Source organism: Chryseobacterium angstadtii (assembly GCF_001045465.1).
GTDB lineage: Bacteria > Bacteroidota > Bacteroidia > Flavobacteriales > Weeksellaceae > Chryseobacterium > Chryseobacterium angstadtii.
In genome coordinates, this window is record NZ_LFND01000008.1 from 83,531 (window position 1) to 104,447 (window position 20,917).

The following is a 20,917-nucleotide window of genomic DNA, read 5'->3' on the forward strand; positions in this document are numbered from 1 at the left end:
AATTTTATTAAACCATCATATCAGCACAATTGGTGCTTGCGAATGCATAAGGTTTTGCTTTAAACACATATCCCATTCCCAGAATATAGCCCATCGCATCTTTCAATGCTGTATTGGATTTGAAATCCGGGTCGGTATTAATGTCTGCGTGTACCTCCATTTCCACACCATAAGCATCCAGAACGGCACAGATAGCGTAAGCAATTTCTACGGATCTGTTCACCTCATTCAGCATTCGTTCTTTGATGCTGATTGTCTGTATTTGTCTTTCTTTTCTGATAAAGGTAAACGCTCCTTTTCCTTCGCGTACAAATACTACTGCCGTAGCATAATTAATTGCATCGCCGTAAACGTGGGAATCTGAACCCACACATACTTTCAGACGGTGACCATTGGCCTGTTCGCGGATGATGGCTTCTTCTACCAGCTGTGTGATAGATTTCCGGAAAAAATTTCCTTTCATATTCTGCCATACTTCTTGTTGCGTTTCCATTTTTTTACATGTTTTAAATTCTGTTTTGTATTAATTTGTCAATTGTGAATTGTCAATTCGTTTTACGGTCAATTTTATAAAATTCACCACCTGACCTTCACTTTTGCACTCCGAACAGGACTCGAACCTATACCATCAGTTTTGAAGACTGAGATGCTGCCATTACACTATCAGAGTTTTTATAAATAATGATTGATGAAAGATAATTGATACCATTGTGTAAATTTATTATCTGTTAATCATCATTCATCAATCATCATTTATGCTTTCGTGGAACAGGCAGGAATCGAACCTGCGCCTCTAGTTTTTCAGACTAGCGTGCAACACCTTGTACACCACTCTTCCCTGTACATAAATAATGGGTAATGAGTAATTGGTAATGAATGATAACGAAATAGCGGTATTGCCATTCATCATTCATCGTTCATTATTTATGTTTTGTACAGAAAAAGGGATTCGAACCCTTACCATCTTGATCCTAAATCAAGCGCGTCTGCCAGTTCCGCCATTTCTGCGAGTTTTATGAGTAGGCATTAATCAATAATTTTTAAAATTGACTTATTGACCATCCACAATTATTCATTGCTCATTGCTTATTACCCATCATTAAAGGTTGGAGAAGGTCTGTACCTATATAAAACTATGCCTGTAAGTTTTGTCTGTAAGAACTTCTGCGCTTGACAAACCTTTCTCTTTCCTGTTTTTCTGTGAATGATCAGCAGATCAGTTGTGTTTTCCCGATCTGAACTTTCATGGTATTATTGGTTCATATCTACTTTGACCATTCACGTCTGTACTCCATAAGGGAATCGAACCCTTGTTATCTGCTCGAAAGGCAGGCGTCCTAACCGTTAGACGAATGAAGCGTTTAAACCAACCGACCAGGAATCGAACCTGAACAACAAGAGTACTTTTCCTGCATGCTGCCGTTACATTATCGGTGGTTTTGTGGAAGCTGTAGGATTCGAACCTACTCAGCATACAACAACAGATTTACAGTCTGCCCCGGCTCTCCAACTCCGGCGAGCTTCCCAGTTTAATAATGAGTAATAGGTAATTAGTAATGAGCAATTTTCTAATCTCTAATTAATTTTATAAATGATAAGTGATTAATGATCATTGATTTGTGATCTTACATCTACAACAACCAGCCACTTTCTAATTTCTAACTTCTAATTTCTCTTGTGAAGAAAAACAAAGTCTGTCTTAATTTTTTGTTTGATATAAGAACTTCTTCGCTCGACAAACTTTTATTTTTTCTTCTGAACTAACTTAATTTATAAATGATGATTGATAATTGATAATTGATTCCAGACTTACAATTACCAGTCACTTTCTAACTTCTAACTTCTAACTTCTAACTTCTAATCTCTAATTTCTCTTGTGAAGAAAAACAAAGCCTGTCTTAATTTTTTGTTTGATATAAGAACTTCTTCGCTCGACAAACTTTTACTTTTTCTCCGGAACTTATCTCATTTTAGTTCTTGAGATGGTCATGGGATTCAAACCCATTCAGCATATGCAACGGTTTTGCAGACCGCCCCGACTCTTCCACTTCGGCGCGCCATCGGATGTGATGATAAATGATAGTTGATCCCAGACTTACAATTACAAACCACTTTCTAACTTCTAACTTCTAACTTCTAGTTTCTAACTTCTAATAAAAAAAGAAAAAGGCGGTCTGTATTTTCCATATTTGGCGTAAAGATCTTCTGCTCTTGACCCACCTGTTTTCTTCTCTTTTGAAACAATTAACATTTAGTTATCTGCGATTCCGGAAAGATTCGAACTTTCAACTTTTGGTTTAACAAACCGATGCTCTGCCGTTGAGCTACGAAATCAATAATTGATGTTTGATTAATGATAAATGATGGCCTCCACTAATCCGTGCTTTCATCTTCTAACATCTTCTGTAATTCCGGAAGGACTCGAACCTTCAACCTTCGGTGTATCAGACCGACACTCTAACCACTTGAGCTACGAAATCGTTTTTTGTTTGCGAATGGAAAACAGTTAATTGTTAATTATCAATTCGTTTTGCTGTCAATTTTTTTAATTCACTTGCGCAGCAAAATTCACCATTCACTTTTGTACTCCATAAGGGAATCGAACCCTTGCTGTCTGCTCGAAAGGCAGGTGTCCTGGCCGTTAGACGAATGGAGCAAAACTGGTCTGGAAAGCAAGATTCGAACTTGCGACCTCCCGCGTCCAAGGCGGGTAAACAACCACCGTTATCTTTCCAGTTTTTAAGGCTCTGTTTCCAATTTTTTCCGGGAGACAGCCGGAGCTAAAATTTTCTTTGAACCTTGCGGTCTATGCGGGAATCGAACCCGCAGTGCCCAAGAGACAGTCGGGCAGGTTAGCCTTTACCTCAATAGACCTTTTATGTGATTCTGAGAGGGATCGAACCTCTAATCTTCAGTTTAGAAAACCGACGCTCTATCCGGTTGAGCTACAGAATTAATAATTGATGTTTGATGAATGATGAATGATAATTATTTGTCATATGATGACTCCTATTTTTCATCTTCTAACTTCTAACTTCTAACTTCTAACTTCTAATCTCTAACATCTATTGTAATCCCAGAAGGAATCGAACCTTCAACCTCCGGTTTAAAAGACCGGTGCTCTAACCAATTGAGCTATGAGATTGTTTTTTAATGTGAATAGTCAATTGTCAATTTGCTTGTCAATTTTAAATTTACCATTGACGATCGACTTTTCACATTTGTTGGGTATCTTCGGGGATCGAACCCTGTTCTCCGGTTCCACAGACCGGCGCTTTACCAAATAAGCTAAAGAAACCATAAAAAAAGCACCTCTTTTCGGGAGGTGCTGTATATATTTTGACGTGTCAGATCACTGAGACCTACGTATATAAGCACCTTTTATCAATAAATTCACTATCCAGAATATTTGCATACCCTTTCGGCTCCTGTCCGTGTAGTCTTGAATCCTGATTAGATATGTTATGTAATTGTTTCATTATATTCTTGTTATTTAAAAAGTTTTTGAATCCTGAAAACCTATTGCTTTCAATTTTCGGTTGCAAAGTAAATATGATTTTTTTTAACCTGCAAATTTATTTTTCAATTAAATATTTGAAAATCAATAAGTTATGTTGTATTTTGATATAAAGAATAACCGTCCGCAATTTCCTGCGGATATCTCAAATACCTAAATGACTGTCTCTCATCGGGTTACTTATCACTCTTATTTATCGTATTAAATTGACATTCTTAATTAAAAAATTTTTGTTTTTACGGTTATTTTTTTTCATTCTAAATAATTTATGGCCTAAAACACAAGAAACGCCTCGATAACTCGAGGCGTTTCTGCGGTATTTTGTTTAATTTTTTACGGGTTTATTGTAAATAATTTTCAAAGCAAGCACATTTCGCCTCATTCCATATCATCCATTCGTATCCGAATAATCCTTTTATTGAAGGGCTATCGCATAGATTTACATTGATATGTGCTCTTTGTAGTGTCATAATTTTCTGGCGCAAAGATATGAAAATTTGTTTTCCAGCAATGAAAATAATATTACAGCTCGCTGATAAGGGTGATATTTTAATAATGGAAAAGTATTTTTTGGGAAGAAGTTCGGAGCGGTGGCTTCGAGTGCCTCAGCCACCTATATTCGTCGATAGAAGAAATTTTCATGGAATCTTTTAATATTTGAATTTTTAAATCTTTTAATAAAAAATTGCCTCTCCCAACCAAAAGAAAGTCCATCATTAAAATTAAGACCCCAGTATTAGGGGGCTGAGGCACTCGAAGCCACCTTTCGTTAAATTCTCAATTCCTTAACATCTTATTTCTTCCTGTCTTAAACCTAGAAATATCTTTCAATATAACGCTGTCGTTAGGATTAAAATATTTCAGTTCATTGATGATCTCGGAACGGGTTCCTACTTTTTCAGCAATAATTTCATAGGCAATACTGCGCGTTACAGGTTGTAATTTCGGATCTTTTTTAAACTCATACTTCATAGCTTCAAGATAAATCATCTTTTTGTAGGAAGGTGTTTTCTGATACAGCTTCTGAATTTCTCCTTCCAGTTGATTCTTGTCAAAAATATTCGCAAAATAGTTGTTCAGACAGTTGAATGCGTCTTTATCTTCGTCCCAGCCTTTCAACAGTATCTTTTGAGCTTTCTCTGGCTTTTCCATTTTTCTGCTGTATATCAGAGAAGCTTTTACCATCTGGCTGTTGGCTGTATAATCATCTGCCACCATCTGATAATAAGTATGGGCATTGTTTATATCATTAAGCTCTTTATAAAGATCTCCTACTTTTTCTTTCTGCTGCATTTCTTTATAGAGATCAATGGCCTTTCTGTATTGTTTTGCCTTTTCGTAGCAGGATGCTGCTTCTGATTTATTATTTAATTTTTTAAGATAAACAGCGGCTGCCTCATTGTAGAAGCCCCCATTTTCCAAAGCTTTTGCTCCGCGAAAATTATCCTGAAGAAGATTCATATATACTTTTGCTGCTTTTTTATAATCTTTTTCGGCAATGTATTTTTCGGCAAGTTCTTCATATTTGCTTCTTATTCTGTCGAAAAGAGATGATTCAAGATAAAAATTTCCTCCGCCGGAACCTCTCCTGCCGGAACTTTTCTTATCCCTTTCTTTATCCTTCAAGGCAGTAATGACCATCATAATTATAAAAGCTACCACAAGAAAAATAAACAGCGTCCCTATTACACTCCAAAGACTTTCGTGAAACAGCTGCGCTCCAATCCCAATGATCTTAAAGACCGCCAGAATCATAAAAGCGATCAGGAATTTATCTGTAAATTTCTGTTTATTCATCATCCTCGGTGTTTAGAATGGTTTTTTCTTCGCTGAAAAGGCGGTAAAGAAGAAGAATCACACAGATCAAAAGAACCCATACAAACCAGTTGTAGCCAAACATTTTTATCAGCGGATAAAACAAATACACAAGCATGGAAACAAGGACAACAGATAAAATCATTTTCACCCAAAGCGGAACACTGTCTCCTCCGAGATTCAGTGACTTTCTTTTAAAGATGAAAGAATAAATTCCTATCGCTCCAAACATAAAAATCACAAGATACAGAATATCGGAAACCGAAGTCTTTTCATATGAACTGCTGTTATCACCAGACTCCAGTGATCCTATTTTTGAATCTTTCACCGGAGTCGGAGGAAACTCCTTTGTATCAAGTGTTCCATATAAACGTCCTAAAGAATCTGCTATGAGTGCCTGCTTTTTCTTTAAAATAAATTTTACAATCTCGCCGTTCACAGGTTTTCCTTTCGTGTACTGCTTCAGGGAATCTGAAATACGGCGTTTCATGGATGCTTCCTGCTGAACCAGATGTTTTGTTATCTTTTTTGAATAGATCGTTCTAAGGGAGTCTCTGCTATTCTGTTCTCTGGCATTCAGTTTTTCGATGTCATTCCCGACTTCGCCAAGATTCCGGCCTCCTGATTTTTTATACTGCTCCCGTTCATTTTTATCTTTTGACATAGCCGCTCCTGCCGCAGAATACTCACGGGAAAGGGTTTTTCTTTCTTTTCCGTAAATTGAATCTATTTTTATATCAATATCCGTCACGCCGGATTGGTATGCAATCATATCTGCACGTGCTTTTTCGGCATTACTCATAATATTTCCGGATGAAACCAGAAAGTCTTCCTTCTGGGTTTTCTCCTGATCTGAAGGCATAAAAATCCTCAAAAGAATAGCTCCCACGACAACAGTCCAGAATATTCTACGAAAATTCCGGGTTCCTGAAGATTCTTTCTTATCCTCTGAGCTACCAAACAAAGCATTCAGCCAATTGTTTCCAAAGCTGAATTTTCCAAAACCATCGCCGCGGGAAGTTCCCATAATATCCAAAGGAACTCCGAGTTCTACGGCTCTGTCGGGATATCTTTCTATATATCTTAAATATTTTTCAATTTCTTTTTTGTTCCCTGCCATTACCTTTTTCAGGTCAAAAGGAAGATTTTTCATCCATTCTTCTTCAGTTTTTGGCTGCTGAAGGGCATCCAAAACTTTTTCATCGTCCATCTCTACCGTAAAACTTTCGATATTCCGGGGAATTTGTACTCCATTCGATGGTCTTCTGACATTTCCCTGTGCTCTTTCCGGTTCCTGTAATAAGGAAAACCAGTCTATTTCGTCACACAGTTTTACCAGACCAAATTCCGGATGCATGATTAGAAACCGTGAACCTACATTCTGCCAGTCCTCAGGATTAATTTTTGGATAAAACAGAGTATTTTCTGGGATAAACAATTGATCATCCACACACTGGAAATAAGCATTTCTTCCTATTTCCAAAGGTGCTTCATCATTAAATACCAGCAAACATCCGTACAACACATTCGGCAGATCTGCAGGAACAGCATAGGATTTCACCTGATGGAGCTCTATTCCCAGCAGTTCCATTTCACGAAGCCATACACGGGGTGACGGGTCTTTGATTAAAAGGCCTTTTTTAGGATAAGTGTTTTTCGGAAAAGGTTTAATTCTAAGCTCCATAATCCAAAATATGATCAATAAACGCAGTTAAATACTGGGAATACATTTCTTCCATAGTCCTTACTTTCAGTAGATGCTGTTTCGGGAGATAATATTCTGAACCGCCATATTCCGTATGGGTAGACAGGGCCAAAAAGCCGTACTCCGTAGAAGGAATATAAAATACAGGAATTCCTGTGCTGCTGCTTTTAAAGGTAAGCATTCCACGGGAATCTGTAATGATTTCGCTGCCGTCCTGAAATGTAAATTTATTTTTATTCTGCTCTGCAAGGATCTTCACCGTAAACCTGTTTTTATAAAGGTTCAGAGAGTTATTATACAGCCTGGACAATTCATTTCCGGAAATAACGAGGTTATTATTCTCATTGATCCCCATTCTGTTGAAATTGCTGATTATTTTCATGCCGCCACGGTTCAGTTTAGCCACTTCAGCATCCGCTTTTCCACTATTCTTATCTATTTCATAATCATCATTAAAAACCGATTCTACAGATAGATTTCCCTCCAGATTAATTCTGTAAAGAGAGGAGTTTGTAGGCTGATGCAGGTAAAAATTTCTATTGAAATACACCAGATGATAGGAACTTGGAATATTCAACCCGGTGACATTAAATTCAGAATATTCTTTTGTATTCAGATTCAGTTTTGAAATGAGTTTTTTATCTGCCTGATACTGGCATAATATAAAATGCTGCTGTTTATTTTTTGCCAGGGCGAACTGGCCTCTGGGTTTTACGGAAATATCTTCTATCAGAACTTCACATCCATGGTAGGTTTTGTAATAATCATAAGAATTCCGGTCGTAATAATTATCGGACAGATAAGTTTTCAACAGTTGCTTTTTGGAGCTTAAAATATAAAATTCACCTTCATATAAAAACTGAGTGATTTTATTGGAAGGGGTTGGAAACAGGATAGGATAATTCTGCGGAAGATCCGTTTTCTTTCCGTTTACAGTACTGCTTTTCACTTTACGTTGTGGCGGATTGGCCCACAATTCCTGAAGCGGAAGTTGTATTTTCTGAATATGTTTTCTTGCTCCTTTATGGTGTTTATAAAAATTCAGTTCACCATCTGAAGCAGTCGTAATAAGGAATTTCAACCGGTCTCTGTTTTCATGGATGACTTTCCTGATCTTTTCCTGATCAAGGTTTTCCTGATGGGTGATGAAGAAAACCTCAAGATCTTTTTCCGGATGCTGCTCATTAAAAAACTTCTCCAGCGCTTCGGAAACTTCCAAAACAGGACTTACCTGATTCAAGTTTTCAATAACATCTTCAGGTTTATCAAGAGAGATGGGTAAACTAGCTTGCCCCAACGCAAAAACCTTACATTCCGAATGGGCTTTAGGATGCCTGATCACCGCAATAGCCGAGGCAAAAGCCATCACTTTTGGCGTTCCCCAATTCCTCAGAGAAGTATCAATTAAAATAACCCGTTCAAAAATATTTTCCTCCGGCGGAATCTCTCGCTGGATGTAGAGTACTTCATTGTTAGCAATCCTGTTCATAAAAACCTCATCATCATTGGCAAATTCGGAAAGCAGCATTCTGTGAAAATCTCCTTTATTGGCCATATCCGAAATTCCTCCAATGGGCTGTTCTCCAGGAGATAAGTGACGCATCGGAATTCTCAGACCACTCCAGATTCTTTTGATAAGGCTTCCCACCTGAAAAGTTTTGGGCTCTTCTATTAGCTGTTGAATAAAATCTTTATCAGTTTCTATGGTTGTTTCTTCTTCTACCACTTCATCATCCAGCTCAGGCTCATCAATATAATCTTTCATGGCATCAATGATAGACTGTATTGTAGGAAATTTTTCGTTCAGAACGATAAGTGTACTCAGGTCTCTGTGAATTGCTGACGGGCTTGCATACTTTTTTTCGGCACTTGCTGCCAGCAGATGAGGCCTTTTGTAATAAACAGTCAGGATCATTTCGGCTTTTCCGGGAGCCGTTATATTATGAGCATCTTTGAAAAGGGTTTGCAGCAGGACGATTCTGTTTTGCCCTTGTTTGTAGACTTTATTGAGCGCTTTTAGTTTTTCAAGAAATTCAATGCTCTTTTCTGCCGTAAAATCGAAATTTCCTATACTGTGAAGGCTTGCGGTATGTTTCAACGGAGTAGCAAAATCGGTATAGCCATCCTGCATGGCATACAATACCATCAACAAAGCCCCGAAAGGTGGCCAGCCCTGTAGCTGAAGCTCTTTCAGAATCTCCATTACATAGGGTCTGTAGGCTATGGCCCCGACATTGGGTATCGAGATGAGATTATTATCATGGTACCCGGAATCTCCGGCAATATCCTCATCAGTCTCCCACTCCCAGAAGTAATTTTCGTATGATTGGAAATATTCGTTTAAATCCATTCTTTTGTTTTTTCAGTAAGGCGGAAAGAGCTTACGGATAATTTCCGGAAATCTTCTTTTCTAATGGGAAGATAGGTTCCGTCCTCATTCCATAAAAGCCATTGATCCAAACGTTTATTACATTGTTGCTGCAAAAGGGAGCTCAAATTTTTAAATTCGAAATCAAAACCCGAAGGCAGAAGATGTCCGTGTTTTGTCCAATATGTTTTTCCCGGCAGGCTTAAAAGAGGTGTTCCTAAAAACAGGGCTTTCTCACCAATAACGGTCCATTCTAATCTTTCCAGCTTAAAATTCGGCTGTGCAGGGATGTTTTCTTTAATCTCTTTTATTACGCTCAGCAAAGCTACAGCAGGATGTTCTTCATCACCGGTCTTTAAACTGACCTGAACCTTTTCACTGATTCCAAAATAGTTGTTGTTGGAAGCCGGAAAAGTAAGCGGTAATGCTTTATCAATAGGTGACCAAAGCAAAGCCGTTCTCATTTTTTTGCTGGGAACCAATGCTTCTTTTCTGAATAAAAGTCCTTCACGGAGTTCATACAGCATCAAATTCGGCAGCTGCTGAATATCTGAAGACATAGCCTGCTCCTCGGTAAAACCTTTCAGCCATACCGTATCGTCGTCTACTGCAATCTGCACATTCTTCCAATCCCGGACAGCCCCCAGAAAATCTTCATCTGCACGGGGAAGTTCTGCCCAGAATTCTTTTATGCGCTTTGAAGAATCTTCTGCCATAAGCTTTCAATTTCTTGCTGGATATATTGTTTCTGCTCCGGATTTCTGATCCAGTCACAACGGGTCTGGAGGTATCTTAATTTATCTTTGATGACATTCTGTTCTTCAAAACTCAGCATTCCGTTATCCCACTTTTCAACAAGGATTTTTACATCTTTCATGACATCCTCCGGATTTGGAGTTTTGTTGAGCATGGCCTGCGGATGGGATTTCGGATGATCGTCTTTTTCAATGGTTCTGTTGACAATACCTTCCAGAATTTCAATCTGTTCTTCCGTATCCCAGATATGTTTCAGCACCCAAAGATCGGAAAGAACGGCTTCATTTCTTCCGCAGATAAGTGCGCTGGCAGCAATCAGATTCTGCAGTTTTACCGCTCTACGGTCGGAAATAGCAATTCCTGTATTTCTAAGGCTGATAATGGTATTCAAATAGACTTCATAGATGGGTCTCAAATCTACCGCTTTACACAGATTCTGAAGTTCTCTGATTTCGTCTGCAAGAATTTCGGGAATAAAAGTATCTGTTTCGTTTTCCAGCTTTCTTCCGGCCAAAAGTACCTGCTGAAGGAGTTCAGGATTCACATAATCTACATTAATTCTAACCAGAAAACGGTCAAATAATGCATTTAAAGATTCATCTTCCGGAAGCACATTACTGGCTCCTACGAACATAAGAGCAGGAAGATGTTTGGTTTCTTTTCCTCTTTTGAAAATCTTCTCGTTCAATGCGGTCAGCAGTGAATTCAAAATAGCTGAATTGGCATTGAAAATCTCATCAAGGAAAACCAATGAGGCTTCCGGCATCATTCCTTCGGTGTTGGTAAGAAGTTCTCCTTCTTTTAATTTACGAATATCAAACGGTCCGAAGATTTCGTTGGGCTCTGTGAAACGGGTCAGCAGATATTCAAAGTTTCTGCCGTCTTTCACTGTGCTTGACAATGTTCTCACAATGGCAGATTTTGCAGTCCCCGGAGGTCCATACAAAAAAGCATTTTCTTTGGCGAGAAGACATATTCCCAGCAGATCCACAACATCATTTTTTCCTACAAAAGTGTCTTTTACGTAGTTGAGAACAGTATTAAGTTTTGTAATATTTGGTATCATTCGTTTTCTTCTGTTATTATTTTTAATTCTTTCCAGAATACTTCTTTGTACAGCCCGAATTCGGCCATCAGTAATTGGTTAATATAAGGAATTTCTGCCAGTGCATACGCCTTCTTTTCAACAATTCTTTCGAGATATAATTTTCTGTAAGTTTTATCCTGCAGCTCTTTTTCCCAGTTTACTTTTTCAAGATTAAGCTGGTATCCTATTCCTGAATAGTGAAACTTGGTAAGGATATCTTCCAGGATCTTAACCAATGGATCGTTAGGATCTGCAGCCTGCAATACGGAAGTAATCTGAGGCAGAAATCTCAACGATAAATCTGCGGATAAAATGGAAGAAACATCGGGATTTATCTTCAATTTCGGGATCAGTTTATCCAGATCTTTGGCTGTATTTTCTCTTATAAGATATAGCTGTGCACTGTGATAGAGCACTTTGGCACCCCATACTGCCGCTTCTTGCTGATAATGGATTCCTGCCGATAAAAATTCAAGCTGTTCTTTTTCAAATTCTGTTTCAAAATAGGCTCCGGCTTCCTGTTCTTCTTTTTTTGAAATCTCCTGCAAATTGGAAAAAACAGTCATGCTTCCGCTATTCCTCAGCAGAAAAATGGTATCTAAAAACGGGGATCTGGCTTCCATCATCTAACAAAAATAAAACTATTTCACAGAGAATAAAATTTTTAGGTGAAGGATTGACTGTTAAATAATATTTGGGGAATTATTCATCAATAGGTTGATTAAATGAATGGCTAGAGCCTTTTTTCTACTTTTTTTAGGTTCTCGAAGGTTGAGTAGATGATGCAGATGATTGTTGTAAGAGGTGTGTTTAATCTAAACCTCATAGGTTTGGGAAACCTATGAGGTTGGTGGTTTGGGGAGTTTTTTCTGCTTTTTTAGATTCTCGCGGATTGAGCAAATGATGCAGATGATTGTTGTAAGAGGTATGCTTAATCTAAACCTCATAGGTTTTGGAAACCTATGAGGTTGGTTTAAATTTGTACTTAGTAAACTTAATATATTGGTATACAAACCTTTCAATATTTCAATCTAAAAGTTGCTATCTTTGTTCCTTCAAAATAACATTATGAGTATTCACATCAGTGCAAAAAAAGGAGAAATTGCTAAAGTAGTATTGCAGCCGGGGGATCCGCTTCGTGCACAATATATTGCTGAAAATTATTTGGAAAACGCTAAACTAGTAAGCAAAACAAGAGGAATCTTTTATTATACCGGTCTTTATAAAGGTAAAGAAATCACTGTAGGAGCGAGTGGAATGGGCTTCCCGAGTATTGGGATCTATTCTTTTGAATTATTTACAGAATATGAAGTAGATACCATCATCAGAATCGGAACATGTGGAGCTTACACCACTGATCTTCAACTTTTTGATATTCTGAATATTGAAAATGCAGCGAGTGAAAGTACCTACGCCAAATATGCCTGGGGAATTGAAGAGGATATCCTTTCTCACCAGGGAAATATCTTTGGAACTATCAATGAAACGGCAAAGGAACTGTCTTTGGCGGCTAAAGCCATCAATGTACACAGCAGCGATATTTTCTACAGAAAAGACCCGAATACACCTGCCATTGCTACCCAATACAACTGTCCGGCTGTAGAAATGGAAGCTTTCGGATTATTTGCGAATGCCCAGCATTTGGGAAAAAATGCAGCTACCATTCTTACCGTAACCGATATTATTCCTACTCACGAAAAAATTTCTGCGGACGAAAGAGAAAAAGCTTTGAAACCGATGATGGAACTAGCTTTGGAATCGGCGTTGAAAAGTCTTTAACAGAAAAGAAAGTTAAGCTGCGGTTTTGCAGTTTCGCCATAAAAAAAGAGCTTTACTTCATCAGTAGGGCTCTTTTTTATAGTTTGAAAAAATTTCTGGTAGTTTCAGCAGTTTCATCTGCCACTTCGGAAATGCTTATCTTTTTCCAGTGGGCAATGGTTTGTGCTACATAAGGCAGAAAAGATGGTTCGTTCCGGCGGTTCTGCATCCTGGGCATATTTTTAGGAAGCATAAATGGGGCGTCTGTTTCTATCATCATTCTATCCAGCGGCGTATATTTTATAACTTCTTCCAGCTGTTTAAATCTTTTATCATCGCTGATAGCTCCCGTAAATCCTAAATAAAATCCCTTATCAAGGTAGGTTCTGGCTTCATCTAGTGTTCCTGTAAAGCAGTGGACAACAGCTTCCGGTAATTCGGAAAGGTATTCATCCGTGATCTCATTAAATCTTTTAAAAGCTGCTCTTTCGTGGAGAAAAAGAGGTTTATTCACCTCAACAGCCAGTTCCAGCTGAACTCTGTAGCACTTTTCCTGAATGGGTCTGGGGGAAAAATCCCGGTCGAAATCCAATCCGCATTCTCCTACGGATACTACCTGATCTGATTTCAAAAGGTTCCGAAGCTCCGGAATACTTTCTGAATGAAAAGATTTGGCATCATGGGGATGAATTCCCGCGGTAGAAAATAAAATATCGGGATAGTCTTTTGCAATTTCGGCAGATTCCCGGCTTCCGCGTACGCTTGTTCCTGTGAGGATCATCTGCTCTACCCCATTATCCAGGGCACGGTTGATTATTTCTTCGTGTTCATTGAAGAACTGTTTATTGGTCAGATTAATGCCAATATCAATATAGGTATTCATTTGTTTTTTGTTTTGTCTTTTAGGGTAAAAAATCTCACGATGTTTGGTGCTTTCAAAGCATTTGTTAATTCTTTTTCGGAATAAAATCCCCGGTAATCAGATCTTTTTACTCCTTTGGACTCTTTTGTTATTTTTACCCAGATTATTTTATGTCTGTTTTTTCTTGCCTTTCTGAATTCAAAAACTTCTCTTAGCTGATCTTCAATGGCAACTTTTTCTGTTCTCCGCCATTTTTTATTCCCATACTTTCTTTGTTCCTGAGAAATTTTCCCATATTCACCGGCTCGGAAATCACCTTTATTATAAATGTTTCTCATCCTTTACTTAGATTAAAAGGGAAGCAAGCAGGATTCGAACCCGCATATCACATTAGCAGTGTGTGTTTTTCCGTTAAACTACTGCTTCCGTTTATTTGAAAATTTAAGAGTTGATCCGTGATTTTATGGTTTTGATTTTAAAATAGAAACAGACAGGGATTGAACCTGCAACCTTCCGTTGAGTGGAATGTTTTTCCAGTTAAACTACTGTTTCCAAATATTCATAAAGCGCCATTTCGCTTTTTTGCCTTCTCACCCTTTCCTCCTACGTCTCCACCTCCAGCAAATTGAAATATTCCTGCACCGTCAATGCTCTGGGAAAACCACGTGGTATCACTTCCTTTTCCAGTTCGCAAATCAGAAGGTCTCCCTGTCTTTTCAGGCACCGGATATACGGAATGATGTTTTCATGGATCCTGAAAGTAGAGGCAATGGCAATCAGCGCATTTCCGCTATATTGCTGCTCTACCCACAGCCAGTGTTCTTTTTTTGTGGAAGGACACCAGCATTTTACAGCGTAGGAATACTTATCAGCTTCACGCCATGTATTGATTCCCAATTTACGGTTTTCAATTTTATAGAGCTCATAACGGTTGGTTTTATTAATCTGAGTTTTATTCCCATTATGATCATATTCGTTATAATGCAGATCTATTTCTTCCTCATTGATCTTTTCTGCATTAAGATAATTCATCAGATTTCCCACTCCCACATAATTAAAACAGAAGAGACGCAGGTTTCTGTCATTGGATTCAAAAAGTTCTTCCAGTCTGAGTGTTTCCACGGCGTTCCACAATTTTTCTATTCTCTCCAAAATTTTGGTAAAAAATGGAGTATCAAACTGAGGCCACTGGCGTTCATATTCTCTGGTAATGAAATTCTGAAAACTGCTGTGGCGAAGTTTCAGTATAGCCACCAGCTTTCTGATGCTGTAGTTCTGATGGTGTACCACATAATTAAAAGGCATCCCGGAAATAATAAGTTTATCTTTTGAAAGATACATCCTGTCATTAACTTTAAAATAAATATTCTTAGCAAGATGTTCAAAATGTTCTTCTTTCTGATACAGATAAAAATTAATTTCTTTCAGGGCCGGAAGTTTTGATCCGTTTTGCTTTTCGTCCCCGTAATAATTAACATATTCCAGAGATTTGAAATTGACTCTGAATGCATTGGTCAGCTTTCCGTTGATCCTTTTAAGATGTTCAAATTCAATGGATGTATGCATTTCCAGATTCCCTGCTTCCTGAAGCCTGGGAGCTATGGTATTATAGGTCTTATAGGTTCCTTTTACTTTTTCAAGAGAAATAAAATGACAGGTTTCGCCCTGATTCTGAAGGTTTCCATCTACATTTTTCAGCATGGGAAATCTTGTTCCGGAATTGTAATTGACCGAAATACTTCCTGAATTTTCCAACAGCGGAAAATCTGCATAGCAACCTGTTCCCAATTGAATATTTCCTTTGATCTCCTGAAGTTCAGGAAAAGAAACTTTGGTATTATCCAACTTCAGATGCCCGGTTATCATCTTCAGTACCGGAAAATCATGGGTAAAGTGATGCCCGTTTCTGTCACGGCATTCGATGGAGATCTGCCCCTGAAGAAATTCAAGGTAGGGAAAAGATACATTTTTACCGTAAACATTAATCTTTCCACGGATTTCATTATGCGGAATAATAATATCACTTCCGAAAATATCTATATTAAAAATACCTTCCTGCGGAAGAAATTTCACATCATACTGTTCTTTAACCGGAATGACAATCCTGGTTTCCACCAGCCTTTTATTCCGGGCCGTAACATTGCTTTTTTTCAGAGAAATACTTCCTCCTACCGTTTCCAGACTTTTAAAATCAAAATCTATAATGCATTTGAAAAAACCTCTTACCGTTTTCAGCTGATCCAGATGAGCAGGACAGTGAAGTGTAAAGTTCTCTTCTACCGTTTTAAGGCTGGGAAGTGAGCAGTTTGCTGCATCTACAGACAAAGATCCGGAGATTTTGGTAAGATTAGGAAAATGACATTCTTCTCCGCGCAGCAGCAGATTTCCGTTCAGTTCCTCTATTTCCCATGTGATATTTTTAGCATAGATCTCTACTGTCACAGGTTCGTCAAAAACCGCCGCCGGAAGATCATCCGCGGTGAATATTTTCAGTCTTTTGGTGAAATCAGTCGTATGCATTTTCTATCAGTTTTGTGATGGGATTGTATTCCTGTTGAATGTATTTTACAAAATATTCGCTTTCTACACGCAGCAGATGATGTTCGTTATGAAAAATGAAGCCATCGCCTGAAATTTTAAAGGTTTCTGTGCTTCCGTCCTTTTCAATAACCTTATAGCCGGGAGCTTTCAGGATATGCTGGTTGCTCGTCTTTTCCAAACAATATTCTTTATAATCGCTGATATAAGTCTGCAGATCATTAATTTCCTTCTTTTTTCCCGCTTCTTTTCTTCTGTGGAAAAACAATCCCGGATCACCGGAAACATCCGAAGTCTCTACAGGAGACGGTTTTACTTCCCTGGTGACAGGATAGATACTTATTTCTTCCGGAGGATCGCTGTTTCTGAAAAAATTTAATATTTTATTGAGCATGGTTTTATTTTTTAAATGATAAAAAACGAAAGAAAACCGGGTTCGAACCGATAATAGGCTTCCTGAAAGCCGGTTTTTCCACATTAAACTATTTCTTTCATTATGTTGAGGAGAAACGTGCGGGATTCGAACCCGCAGCCTCTGTTCAGATAAGTCAAAGCTCTTCCATTGAGCTAACGTTTCTCCCTTTACCAGGTATTTATTTTATAGTTTTTCAGCAGTACTCCGCTGTAATAATTTCCTTTTATGCCTTCAACAATGGGATGCAGAATCCTTGCCGCTCCATCAACAGAATCCAGCGGAGGAATATATCCCTGCTCAAACTGTTTTTTTCTAAGGCTTTCCTTCGCACCTGTGGAAATCCAACCTACATCTACCGCACTCATATAAATCTGATCCTTTTCAAATGCTCTTGCAGAAGTAAGTGTCATCATATTCAGGGCTGCTTTCGTCATATTCGTATGCGGATGGAATACTGTTTTGTTTTCGTAGCTGAAAATTCCTTCCGAAGAGGTGACATTGATAATGAATTTCTCCTGATATACTGAGTTCTTCATCAAAGGTTTCAGCTCTTTGATCAGGAAATAGGGAGCGATATGATTGATCAGATTCACTTCCACCAGCTCGTACATCGAGATTTCTTCCAGTGTAGAATTCCAGCTTGTCTTTTCCCTGTTATCTACCGGCTGTCCAAAACGGGTGAGAGCAACAGATGTTTCTTCATTCTCCGCATATTCAAGCTTTGTAATCTCCCCTGAAATTTCAGTAACATTAGGGAAAAGATTTTGAATATTTTTAAATTCCACCCATTTTTCTTTTTCACGGCTGATGATAGGAAGATAATATTCATCGGGATATTTTATGGTCTGAGCGGCATTGTTGATCAGGATATCCAAAGTATCAAACCTGGTTTTATAAAAATCAATAAAATCCTGTATGGCTTTTAAATTTCTCAGATCCAGCCCATAGATCCAAAGTCTTTCTTTCCAGTTTTCATAATCTGCTTCCTGCTGCATCTGTTCCATTGCCAATGCCGGGAAACGGGTTGTCAAAACCAAATTGGCCCCATTTCTCAACAGTTTCAGTGCTGCTGCCCATCCTACTTTTACCCTTCCTCCTGTCAGAATAACATTTCTTCCTTTGAGGTCTGTGGTTTCGAAACGTTTTTCATAGTTTTCCGAAGCACATTTCGGGCATAGTCTTGTATAGAAAGAGTGAGCATATTGATAGCTTTGGTTACAGCAGTAGCAGTTTTTAGGAATCTGAAGCTGCGTCAATTTCGTTTCATTTTTTTCATCATCATAAAAAGCCGAAGCTCCGGCCAGCGCCTTCTGCATCAGCACAGCGTCTGAACTCACCGTAAGATCGTGAGATTTCATCCGGGAATAATTTTCCTGGCGGTTCTGTTTTTTGGCGTTTTTATGAATCTTCGTGATCAATCCTGAAAATGTTTTATTATCAGGATTGTGGAACGGATCATCTTTCAAAGCATTCAGAACCTTGAGACATGCTTCCCATTCGTTTTGCGAAAATTGTTGATCTGAAAAATCCATTGCTTCAGTTTTATGTCTGCAAAATTATTTACACAGTACGCAATCTTTTTACGCAGTGAAATTTTATATTTTATTCGTTGATAAATTTTTCAAGAAAACCGATCAGCTGGTTTCCATTATGACTCCACCGGATTCCATGGCCTTCTTTTTCTCTGACCTCAAAAACCAATTCGTGTTTGTAATGATAGAAAACGTTCCACCAGGTTCTGTTGTCCAGAATATAGCTGATTTTTTCCATTACTTTTCTCTGTTTTTGCTCATTATTTCCTTTGATTTCGCCCCAAAACTGATCATCCATTCTTCCAATGTGCTTTTCCCAGGCTCTCTGTGCAATGGTGATTTCACTGTTAAAAGGTTTCCTGCAGGCATCAAGTAATGTGATTTTTAAAGGCGGAACAGCATTTTCATCCCGGATGCTGGCAGAAGTAAGCCGCTGCCCCAGAATGTTCAGCCAATGTTCAAACGGAATTTTTTCTAACTGTGATGCTTTAACCTCATCACTATCATAGCTTTGAAAAATGGTGATAAACAAATTAAAACTTTCTTTTCTGTCCGGCTTTATTTCTTCGTTAAAATATGGCAGTTCCCAATCCTGATCATTATTCTGAAACTTGCGGATATGATCTGTCATGGTCTGCAGATGTTCTTCGGCAAGGATGGAATGATATTTTTCTTTCCATGTATTTGAAATATGGATTACTAAAGGCTTGAACGTTTCCATTATACTACATTTTAATCAGATTAGCATCCGGTTTTTCTTCGGTGATGAGATACGCCGTGAGATTGAACCAATTTTTGCAGTGATCTAATATCCAGGCATCTGAAGACACTGCTATTTCGGAATTTTCTGCTAAAAACTTATCGGGATTGTACTCCAGCCCGGCTTCCCAGTTCAGCGTATTTTCCTGTGCATAATTCAAAACTATTTCCTTGATTCTTCCGCTATTGGAAACGGGTTTATCAAATATCCAGACCAGTTTCTCTACAGCTGCTTTTCTAAAAAACTCAGCAATCATTTCTATGGCTTTCTGAGTCTGGTTTACTCTTTTATAGGTTCCGTGAACACCGGAAAGATCGCGAAAACATCCGTCCAGACCTTCAAAAACATACGCTCCGGAAATCAGACTTTCCATCAGAATCAAAATATTGAACCCATCCAGAAACAGGACTTTTCCTTTCAGGTCTGAAACTTCCAGCTGTTTAAGCTTTCTGTTTTTCATCTGCTGCTCTGATGCTGAGGCTCCCCGCAACGCCTGAATCTGCCGGGTTTTCAGTTTATACCGGTTGCCGACAAGCTCTGAAGATGCTTTTTCAGGATAATCTCTGCTTAATAAATAGAGCATGTCCTGGACACCCATTTTCAGTTTGTCCAGCTGTTTCTGAACACCAAACAAAGTATCGTCTCCGGTATTTTTCCCTCGGTTTCTGTTATTCATACCCAAAAATAGTTTTTTAAACGGATATAATTACAGCTATATGGTTTTGCCGTTGTATTATGTACTCTATTTTCAACATTTAAAACAAAGTGTTATACATTTTACAACAAAAGGGATATTTCGTACAACGTTTTGATTTTCATAAAGGATATGTTTGCAGTGAATAAAAATATGAGTTATGAATACATTGAAAAAATTGGTTTATCTGTTGGCAGCGTTCCTTTTATCTGCTGCTTTTACTTCATGTTCCGACAATGATGATACTGTTATGGAACAGATGACTCCTTCAGAGCTTCTTTCTTCCACTCCGTGGGAAACTACGGGTGCAAAGGATAAAAACGGGCAGACTGTCAGTCTCAACGATCCTAGCGTCAACGGTTTTGTAGGTTTTGCTTACTTCAAAGGTGATGGCAATTTTGCAATATACGGACTGAATGATATTCTAAGATCCAGAGGAACATGGTCTGTAGATTCTCAGGGAAAAACAAGAACCATTACGGCTCTGAATCCTGACGGTACATCCATTTTTACAAGAGTTGTTGATATTCTGGTTCTCAATGCCAATGAATTTACGTACAGAATTCACACCAATCCCAGTGATCCGTCTGTTTATTATGATATTATCCATACCAAAACGGCTCACGCAGAGCCTTCCAACGGGCAGCTTACCCTGGCTTCCACTCCCTGGGAAACAACAGGAGCCAAAAATAAGGATGGAAATCCGGTAGCTTTAACGGACAGCAGTGTTTCGGGCTATGTAGGCTATTCTTATTTTAAAGCGAATGGTACTTTCACGATTTATGGACTGAACAATGTCCTGAGATCGCAGGGAACATGGTCTATCTCACCGGACGGAAAGAAAAGAACCCTTACAGGACTGGACGCTAACGGAAATGTAACTTTTACAAGAACGGTAGATATTCTTACCCTTAATTCATCAGAATTCACTTACCGGATTACTCCGGATGCAGGAAATCCATCTGTATTTTACGATATTATTCATACGAAAGTGGGGCATTTAGAGCCTTAATTTTTTTAATTGAGTTGTTTGAATGGAAGTCTCCGGCCCCGTCGGGGCCGGAGACTCCTTTTAATTGTAGTAGCAATCATTGAAAACGGAGTTCAACA

At 38.5% G+C, this 20,917-nt stretch carries 16 protein-coding genes and 14 tRNA genes; 2 read left to right on the plus strand and 28 right to left on the minus strand.

Annotated features, from left to right (window positions below):
* Positions 1 to 7: 7 nt before the first annotated feature.
* The 19 genes from ACM46_RS21430 to ACM46_RS21520 all read right to left on the minus strand — a co-directional run bounded on the left by ACM46_RS21430 (position 8) and on the right by ACM46_RS21520 (position 11,874).
* Complete coding sequence (locus ACM46_RS21430) at positions 8 to 493, minus strand: ribonuclease H-like YkuK family protein (protein WP_048508727.1); 486 nt, start codon at positions 491 to 493, stop codon at positions 8 to 10.
* Between the two features lie 271 nt (positions 494 to 764).
* Positions 765 to 838: transfer RNA gene (locus ACM46_RS21440), tRNA-Phe, on the minus strand.
* Positions 839 to 934: 96 nt separating this feature from the next.
* Positions 935 to 1,008: transfer RNA gene (locus tag ACM46_RS21445), tRNA-Leu, on the minus strand.
* A gap of 279 nt (positions 1,009 to 1,287) precedes the next feature.
* Positions 1,288 to 1,359: transfer RNA gene (locus tag ACM46_RS21450), tRNA-Glu, on the minus strand.
* An 83-nt stretch (positions 1,360 to 1,442) separates the two neighbouring features.
* Positions 1,443 to 1,525: transfer RNA gene (locus ACM46_RS21455), tRNA-Tyr, on the minus strand.
* 737 nt (positions 1,526 to 2,262) lie between these two features.
* Positions 2,263 to 2,334: transfer RNA gene (locus tag ACM46_RS21460), tRNA-Asn, on the minus strand.
* 72 nt (positions 2,335 to 2,406) lie between these two features.
* Positions 2,407 to 2,480: transfer RNA gene (locus ACM46_RS21465), tRNA-Ile, on the minus strand.
* A gap of 104 nt (positions 2,481 to 2,584) precedes the next feature.
* Positions 2,585 to 2,656, minus strand: a tRNA-Glu gene (locus tag ACM46_RS21470).
* A 5-nt stretch (positions 2,657 to 2,661) separates the two neighbouring features.
* Positions 2,662 to 2,736 (minus strand) — tRNA-Pro (locus ACM46_RS21475).
* Between the two features lie 66 nt (positions 2,737 to 2,802).
* Positions 2,803 to 2,874 (minus strand) — tRNA-Asp (locus tag ACM46_RS23445).
* Positions 2,875 to 2,884: 10 nt separating this feature from the next.
* Positions 2,885 to 2,955: transfer RNA gene (locus ACM46_RS21480), tRNA-Arg, on the minus strand.
* Positions 2,956 to 3,071: 116 nt separating this feature from the next.
* Positions 3,072 to 3,145, minus strand: a tRNA-Lys gene (locus ACM46_RS21485).
* An 81-nt stretch (positions 3,146 to 3,226) separates the two neighbouring features.
* Positions 3,227 to 3,299: transfer RNA gene (locus ACM46_RS21490), tRNA-His, on the minus strand.
* A 995-nt stretch (positions 3,300 to 4,294) separates the two neighbouring features.
* On the minus strand, positions 4,295 to 5,317 hold the full coding sequence (locus ACM46_RS21495; RefSeq protein ID WP_241486072.1) for a tetratricopeptide repeat protein: 1,023 nt from the start codon (positions 5,315 to 5,317) through the stop codon (positions 4,295 to 4,297).
* A complete protein-coding gene (locus tag ACM46_RS21500; RefSeq protein WP_048508728.1) occupies positions 5,307 to 7,016 on the minus strand; it encodes a hypothetical protein in 1,710 nt (569 codons plus the stop codon). The genes ACM46_RS21495 and ACM46_RS21500 overlap by 11 nt, the downstream gene beginning before the upstream one ends.
* The gene (locus ACM46_RS21505; RefSeq protein WP_048508729.1) at positions 7,006 to 9,387 is read right to left on the minus strand and encodes a hypothetical protein; all 2,382 of its coding nucleotides are present in this window, start codon (positions 9,385 to 9,387) and stop codon (positions 7,006 to 7,008) included. Before ACM46_RS21505 ends, ACM46_RS21500 begins: the two co-directional genes overlap by 11 nt.
* Positions 9,378 to 10,121 (minus strand): hypothetical protein, encoded by a 744-nt coding sequence (locus tag ACM46_RS21510; RefSeq protein ID WP_048508730.1) that lies wholly within the window; start codon positions 10,119 to 10,121, stop codon positions 9,378 to 9,380. Before ACM46_RS21510 ends, ACM46_RS21505 begins: the two co-directional genes overlap by 10 nt.
* Complete coding sequence (locus ACM46_RS21515) at positions 10,094 to 11,227, minus strand: AAA family ATPase (RefSeq protein WP_048508731.1); 1,134 nt, start codon at positions 11,225 to 11,227, stop codon at positions 10,094 to 10,096. Before ACM46_RS21515 ends, ACM46_RS21510 begins: the two co-directional genes overlap by 28 nt.
* Positions 11,224 to 11,874 (minus strand): hypothetical protein, encoded by a 651-nt coding sequence (locus tag ACM46_RS21520; RefSeq protein ID WP_241486073.1) that lies wholly within the window; start codon positions 11,872 to 11,874, stop codon positions 11,224 to 11,226. The genes ACM46_RS21515 and ACM46_RS21520 overlap by 4 nt, the downstream gene beginning before the upstream one ends.
* A 442-nt stretch (positions 11,875 to 12,316) precedes the next feature.
* Between ACM46_RS21520 and deoD the strand changes: the two genes are divergently transcribed.
* Positions 12,317 to 13,027, plus strand: a complete 711-nt coding sequence (gene deoD, locus ACM46_RS21525) for a purine-nucleoside phosphorylase (RefSeq protein WP_048508732.1) — start codon at positions 12,317 to 12,319, stop codon at positions 13,025 to 13,027.
* 76 nt (positions 13,028 to 13,103) lie between these two features.
* On the opposite strand, the gene ACM46_RS21530 is transcribed toward deoD, so the two are convergent.
* The 9 genes from ACM46_RS21530 to ACM46_RS21575 form a co-directional block, all read right to left on the minus strand.
* On the minus strand, positions 13,104 to 13,889 hold the full coding sequence (locus ACM46_RS21530) for a TatD family hydrolase (protein WP_048508733.1): 786 nt from the start codon (positions 13,887 to 13,889) through the stop codon (positions 13,104 to 13,106).
* On the minus strand, positions 13,886 to 14,206 hold the full coding sequence (locus ACM46_RS21535; RefSeq protein WP_048508734.1) for a hypothetical protein: 321 nt from the start codon (positions 14,204 to 14,206) through the stop codon (positions 13,886 to 13,888). Before ACM46_RS21535 ends, ACM46_RS21530 begins: the two co-directional genes overlap by 4 nt.
* 19 nt (positions 14,207 to 14,225) lie before the next feature.
* Positions 14,226 to 14,294 (minus strand) — tRNA-Ser (locus tag ACM46_RS21540).
* Positions 14,295 to 14,471: 177 nt separating this feature from the next.
* Positions 14,472 to 16,388, minus strand: coding sequence for a hypothetical protein (locus ACM46_RS21550; RefSeq protein ID WP_048508735.1), 1,917 nt, complete (start codon positions 16,386 to 16,388; stop codon positions 14,472 to 14,474).
* Positions 16,375 to 16,800, minus strand: coding sequence for a hypothetical protein (locus ACM46_RS23750; protein ID WP_241486074.1), 426 nt, complete (start codon positions 16,798 to 16,800; stop codon positions 16,375 to 16,377). The genes ACM46_RS21550 and ACM46_RS23750 overlap by 14 nt, the downstream gene beginning before the upstream one ends.
* 111 nt (positions 16,801 to 16,911) lie before the next feature.
* Positions 16,912 to 16,983 (minus strand) — tRNA-Arg (locus ACM46_RS21560).
* Positions 16,984 to 16,988: 5 nt separating this feature from the next.
* Positions 16,989 to 18,353, minus strand: coding sequence for an SDR family NAD(P)-dependent oxidoreductase (locus ACM46_RS21565; RefSeq protein ID WP_048508736.1), 1,365 nt, complete (start codon positions 18,351 to 18,353; stop codon positions 16,989 to 16,991).
* Positions 18,354 to 18,423: 70 nt separating this feature from the next.
* A complete protein-coding gene (locus tag ACM46_RS21570) occupies positions 18,424 to 19,074 on the minus strand; it encodes a hypothetical protein (protein ID WP_048508737.1) in 651 nt (216 codons plus the stop codon).
* A gap of 4 nt (positions 19,075 to 19,078) precedes the next feature.
* A complete protein-coding gene (locus ACM46_RS21575) occupies positions 19,079 to 19,789 on the minus strand; it encodes a DUF434 domain-containing protein (protein ID WP_048508738.1) in 711 nt (236 codons plus the stop codon).
* Between the two features lie 178 nt (positions 19,790 to 19,967).
* Here ACM46_RS21575 and ACM46_RS23450 point away from each other — a divergent pair, with 178 nt between their 5' ends.
* Positions 19,968 to 20,819: a DUF4822 domain-containing protein gene (locus tag ACM46_RS23450; RefSeq protein ID WP_157859473.1), complete on the plus strand. Its 852-nt coding sequence runs from the start codon at positions 19,968 to 19,970 to the stop codon at positions 20,817 to 20,819.
* The last annotated feature ends 98 nt before the right edge of the window (positions 20,820 to 20,917 follow it).

What these genes read in the sequence shown, in the direction of transcription:
- ACM46_RS21430 (WP_048508727.1), bottom strand. Translation starts at nt 493, where the DNA reads ATGGAAACGCAACAAGAAGTATGGCAGAATATGAAAGGAAATTTTTTC.
- ACM46_RS21495 (WP_241486072.1), bottom strand. Translation starts at nt 5,317, where the DNA reads ATGATGAATAAACAGAAATTTACAGATAAATTCCTGATCGCTTTTATG.
- ACM46_RS21500 (WP_048508728.1), bottom strand. Translation starts at nt 7,016, where the DNA reads ATGGAGCTTAGAATTAAACCTTTTCCGAAAAACACTTATCCTAAAAAA.
- ACM46_RS21505 (WP_048508729.1), bottom strand. Translation starts at nt 9,387, where the DNA reads ATGGATTTAAACGAATATTTCCAATCATACGAAAATTACTTCTGGGAG.
- ACM46_RS21510 (WP_048508730.1), bottom strand. Translation starts at nt 10,121, where the DNA reads ATGGCAGAAGATTCTTCAAAGCGCATAAAAGAATTCTGGGCAGAACTT.
- ACM46_RS21515 (WP_048508731.1), bottom strand. Translation starts at nt 11,227, where the DNA reads ATGATACCAAATATTACAAAACTTAATACTGTTCTCAACTACGTAAAA.
- ACM46_RS21520 (WP_241486073.1), bottom strand. Translation starts at nt 11,874, where the DNA reads ATGATGGAAGCCAGATCCCCGTTTTTAGATACCATTTTTCTGCTGAGG.
- deoD (WP_048508732.1), top strand. Translation starts at nt 12,317, where the DNA reads ATGAGTATTCACATCAGTGCAAAAAAAGGAGAAATTGCTAAAGTAGTA.
- ACM46_RS21530 (WP_048508733.1), bottom strand. Translation starts at nt 13,889, where the DNA reads ATGAATACCTATATTGATATTGGCATTAATCTGACCAATAAACAGTTC.
- ACM46_RS21535 (WP_048508734.1), bottom strand. Translation starts at nt 14,206, where the DNA reads ATGAGAAACATTTATAATAAAGGTGATTTCCGAGCCGGTGAATATGGG.
- ACM46_RS21550 (WP_048508735.1), bottom strand. Translation starts at nt 16,388, where the DNA reads ATGCATACGACTGATTTCACCAAAAGACTGAAAATATTCACCGCGGAT.
- ACM46_RS23750 (WP_241486074.1), bottom strand. Translation starts at nt 16,800, where the DNA reads ATGCTCAATAAAATATTAAATTTTTTCAGAAACAGCGATCCTCCGGAA.
- ACM46_RS21565 (WP_048508736.1), bottom strand. Translation starts at nt 18,353, where the DNA reads ATGGATTTTTCAGATCAACAATTTTCGCAAAACGAATGGGAAGCATGT.
- ACM46_RS21570 (WP_048508737.1), bottom strand. Translation starts at nt 19,074, where the DNA reads ATGGAAACGTTCAAGCCTTTAGTAATCCATATTTCAAATACATGGAAA.
- ACM46_RS21575 (WP_048508738.1), bottom strand. Translation starts at nt 19,789, where the DNA reads ATGAATAACAGAAACCGAGGGAAAAATACCGGAGACGATACTTTGTTT.
- ACM46_RS23450 (WP_157859473.1), top strand. Translation starts at nt 19,968, where the DNA reads ATGAATACATTGAAAAAATTGGTTTATCTGTTGGCAGCGTTCCTTTTA.